General features: G+C 66.6%; 5 protein-coding genes and 1 pseudogene. 4 read left to right on the forward strand and 2 right to left on the reverse strand.

What is annotated here, in order from left to right:
* The 4 genes from JCM9942_RS12285 to JCM9942_RS12300 all read left to right on the forward strand — a co-directional run.
* Positions 1–611 (forward strand): DNA polymerase III subunit gamma/tau C-terminal domain-containing protein (locus tag JCM9942_RS12285; protein WP_304941143.1); only part of this gene is annotated, 611 nt, incomplete at its 5' end.
* A gap of 6 nt (positions 612–617) precedes the next feature.
* Entirely contained in the window at positions 618–938 is a 321-nt protein-coding gene (locus JCM9942_RS12290; protein WP_054659998.1) for a YbaB/EbfC family nucleoid-associated protein, read from the forward strand.
* Positions 939–1,031: 93 nt separating this feature from the next.
* The gene (recR, locus tag JCM9942_RS12295) at positions 1,032–1,631 is read left to right on the forward strand and encodes a recombination mediator RecR (protein WP_054660000.1); all 600 of its coding nucleotides are present in this window, start codon (positions 1,032–1,034) and stop codon (positions 1,629–1,631) included.
* A 51-nt stretch (positions 1,632–1,682) separates the two neighbouring features.
* Positions 1,683–2,033 (forward strand): histidine triad nucleotide-binding protein, encoded by a 351-nt coding sequence (locus tag JCM9942_RS12300; protein ID WP_054660002.1) that lies wholly within the window; start codon positions 1,683–1,685, stop codon positions 2,031–2,033.
* Positions 2,034–2,187: 154 nt separating this feature from the next.
* Here JCM9942_RS12300 and JCM9942_RS12305 read toward each other — a convergent pair.
* Both JCM9942_RS12305 and JCM9942_RS12310 read right to left on the reverse strand, forming a co-directional pair.
* Positions 2,188–2,714 (reverse strand): annotated as a pseudogene (locus JCM9942_RS12305) (Slp family lipoprotein).
* Positions 2,711–3,596, reverse strand: an 886-nt coding sequence (locus JCM9942_RS12310) for a transglutaminase-like domain-containing protein (protein ID WP_172675110.1), incomplete at its 5' end; no start/stop codon positions are given. The gene JCM9942_RS12310 and the pseudogene JCM9942_RS12305, both read right to left, overlap by 4 nt.

Genomic DNA, 3,596 nt, shown 5'->3' on the forward strand with positions numbered 1-3,596 from the left:
GGCCGTCGGCACCGGAGGTACCCGCCGGGAAACCCGTATCCACCGACGATCTGCCGCCTTGGGCGATAGAGGCCGCCGATGCCCGTGCGCGTGATGAAGCCATGGCCATGGAGATGGCGCAGGCCGAACCCGAACCGGTACGCCAGGCGCCGGTGGCTGCGCCCGCTGTGGTGCCGCCGGTCGCTGATGCCGTTGAGCGTGGCCCGGATGTCCCTGTGCGCGCGCTGGAAAATGCCGAGCAGTGGCTGGACCTGGTGGCGGACAGTGGTCTTTCGGGGCCGTCGCGTGAGCTGGCGGCCAACTGCGCCTTCGTGAGTTTCCAGCACGGCGTGTTGCGGTTGGGCCTGCTGCCGGGGTTTGAGTACCTGCAGACCGAGCGTGCGTTGACGGCCTTGGCCCAGGCCTTGGCGCAGGCGCTGGGCACCACACCGAAAATCGTGATTGAAACCGGCAACGTCCAGGCCGAGACGTTGCACGAACGCGCTGACCGTCAGCGCGGTGAGCGCCAGAATGCGGCTGAAGCCGTGTTCATGGCCGACCCCCAGGTGCGTCAGCTGCTCCAGCAGGGCGCCCGGGTCGTGGCCGATTCCATCCGTCCCATTGAAGAGTAAGCAACTATGCGCGGCAATATCGCCCAAATGATGCAGCAGGCCCAGAAAATGCAGGAAAACCTGCAGAAGGCCCAGGAAGAGATCGCCAAGCTGGAAGTCACCGGCAGTGCCGGCGGCGGCATGGTCAGCGTCACCCTGACCGGCGCCAAGGAGTGCCGCAAGGTACGCATCGATCCGTCGCTGCTGTCCGACCAGGAAATGGTGGAAGACCTGATCGCGGCCGCCTTCAACGATGCGTCCAACAAGATCGATGTCGAATCGCAGAGCCGCATGGGCTCGGCCACGGCCGGCATGAAACTGCCGCCGGGCATGAAACTGCCGTTCTGACCAGACGCGTGCCGGCGCTGCCCGGCACATGTGTCGCCCACGTCGCGAAGCCTCGAAGGCTTCGCGCGTTCGTTTTGAAGGGAGCCTGTCGCGATGAGCCTGCCGCTGCTGGAACAACTGATCGAAGCCTTCCGGGTGCTGCCCGGCGTCGGCCAGAAGACCGCGCAACGCATGGCCTATCACGTGCTGGAACGCGCCCGCGAGGGCGGTCAGCGGCTGTCGGAAGTGCTGGCCGAGGCGATCGAGAAGATCGGCCATTGCACGCAGTGCCGCGATTTCAGTGAGTCCGAGGTATGCCCGGTGTGCGCCAGCGCCAGTCGCGAGCGGCAGATGCTGTGCGTGATCGAATCACCTGCCGATAGGCTGGCGATCGAACATGCCACCAGTTACCGCGGCGTGTACTACGTGTTGCAGGGGCGCCTGTCGCCGCTGGACGGCATCGGTCCGCGTGAGCTGGGGCTGGACAAGCTCGAAGCGCGCTTGGCGCAGGGCGAGGTTGCCGAGCTGATCATCGCCACCAATTCGACCGTCGAAGGTGAGGCCACCGCGCACTATCTGGCGCAGCTGGCCCGCCGCCACAAGGTGCGGCCGAGCCGGCTGGCGCAGGGCCTGCCGTTGGGCGGCGAGTTGGAGTACGTGGATCGCGGCACGTTGTCGCACGCGTTTGGCAGCCGCAGCGAAATCGGCGAATAAGCGCGGGATGAGGCGCTAAGCTGTAGGCCGTTTCCTGCAGAGAGAAGTCGCATGACCGACACAATTTTCGGCAAGATCATCCGCCGCGAGATTCCCGCCACCATCGTCTATGAAGATGAGGATGTGCTGGGTTTCCAGGACATCGCGCCACAGGCGCCGGTGCATGTGCTTTTCATCCCGAAAAACGAGGTCATCCCGACCCTGGATGACCTGCAGCCATCGCAGGCGCATCTGATCGGCAAACTGGCCCTGGCCGCTGCCGCGTACGCACGGCAGCAGGGGGTTGCCGAGAACGGCTACCGCATCGTGATGAACTGCCGCGAGGATGCCGGGCAGACCGTGTTCCATATCCATCTGCATCTGCTGGCCGGTGCACCACTGGGGCGTTTCGGCGCTGGCTGAGCAGCAGGGCGCGGAGTGGTCCGGCGCGCGCTGCGCACGCATAGAACTCCCGCAGTTGCAGGTGCCCCCGGCCGTGCCGATCGCTGGGGTGCACGCACTACGGAAATGAAAACGCCGCCCATCGGGCGGCGTTTTTCGGTCACACGTGGCTGGATCACCACCAGCCGCCGCGCCAGCCCCAGCCCCAGCCAGGACCCCAACCCGGGCCCCACGGGCCGTACGGGTAGGCCGGTACCACTTCCACCTCGCGCTGCACCGGCCACAGATAGACCACGTCGGCGGCGATCTTGGGCAGCGGATAGTCGTACTCGCCGATCTTGGTGGTCTGGTAGCCATCGATGCGACCGATGAAGGTCACGTCGCGGCCCGGCTCGAACACCGCCGGATCATAGAAGCCCGCACGGCAGGCGATAAAACGGCCGTCGCTGGCGTCAGCGAGGTGCTGCTCGGGCGGCCGCTGCCATTGAGCGGGCGGGCGATCATCTGGAAGCAGGTCTCGCCTTGTCCCGGCAGCGTTTCGATGATGCGACCGCCCCAGCGCACCGGCGTACCGGTCTGCTTCTGGGCCACCGAATCACGCGGCGAGACGGTGCTGAACTGCCCTTGCAGCGGCTTGGGAGCGGTCGCGCAGCCGGCCAGTACCAGGCTGGCGGCAAGGGTGAGGAAAATGCGGGTCTTCATGTTCGTGCTCCGGGTTTCGGGCGATGCCTGCGCAGGTCTGCCAATAGTGAAGCGAGGTCGGACTGGGCGCCAGCGTAACGCGCATCGCTGAAACGTTGGCTGAGTAATGGCAGGTCGCTGCCGGGATGTTTTTCCTCGACCCTTTGTGCCCAGGCGGTAGCGGATTCGTGGGGCTCACGGGCAAGGCCGAGCCGGGTATAGCGGGCGCCCAGGCGGTGCCAGGCACGCAGCAGCGGGTCGCGCTCGCGTTCGCCGCGGGCCAGCAGCCGGATCATCGCACCGACCGTCAGCAGCGCCAGCACCGCGAACAGCGCGATCAGTTGCGCCGGCTGCAGACGCTCGATGCCCAGTGGACGCAGCAGCTGCTGCTGCCGTCTGGCATCGAAGGACAGCACCATGTCATTCCAGCCACGGCGCATCCAGTCGCCGAGCTGGGCCAGCTGGTTCCATTGCCCGGCGACGTCGAAGCCGCCGGCATTGGCTCGGCCGAGACGGTCTTCGAGGGTGTCATAGATCCGTTCCGTGGCGACGGCGGCGGTGGGGTCCACGCGTACCCAGCCGCGCCCGGACAGCCACACTTCGCTCCAGGCATGCGCGTCCATCTTGCGCACGACCCAGTAGTCGCCAAAACGGTTGCGCACCCCGCCGGCATAGCCGGTGACCACCCGCGCGGGGATGCCGGCGCTGCGCATCAGCACCACGAAGGCCGAGCTGAAGTGCTCGCAGAAGCCGGCCTTCTGTTCGAACAGGAATTCATCGGCGCTGTGCCGGCCGGCCAGCGGCGTTTCCAGGGTGTAGGCGAACTCGCCGGTGATCCATTGCAAGGCGCGCTGCACGATGGCGGCCTCGTCGCCGCCGGCCTCGCTGCGCCATTGCCGTCCC

Source organism: Stenotrophomonas pictorum JCM 9942 (assembly GCF_001310775.1).
In the GTDB taxonomy this organism is placed as follows: Bacteria; Pseudomonadota; Gammaproteobacteria; order Xanthomonadales; family Xanthomonadaceae; genus Stenotrophomonas; species Stenotrophomonas pictorum.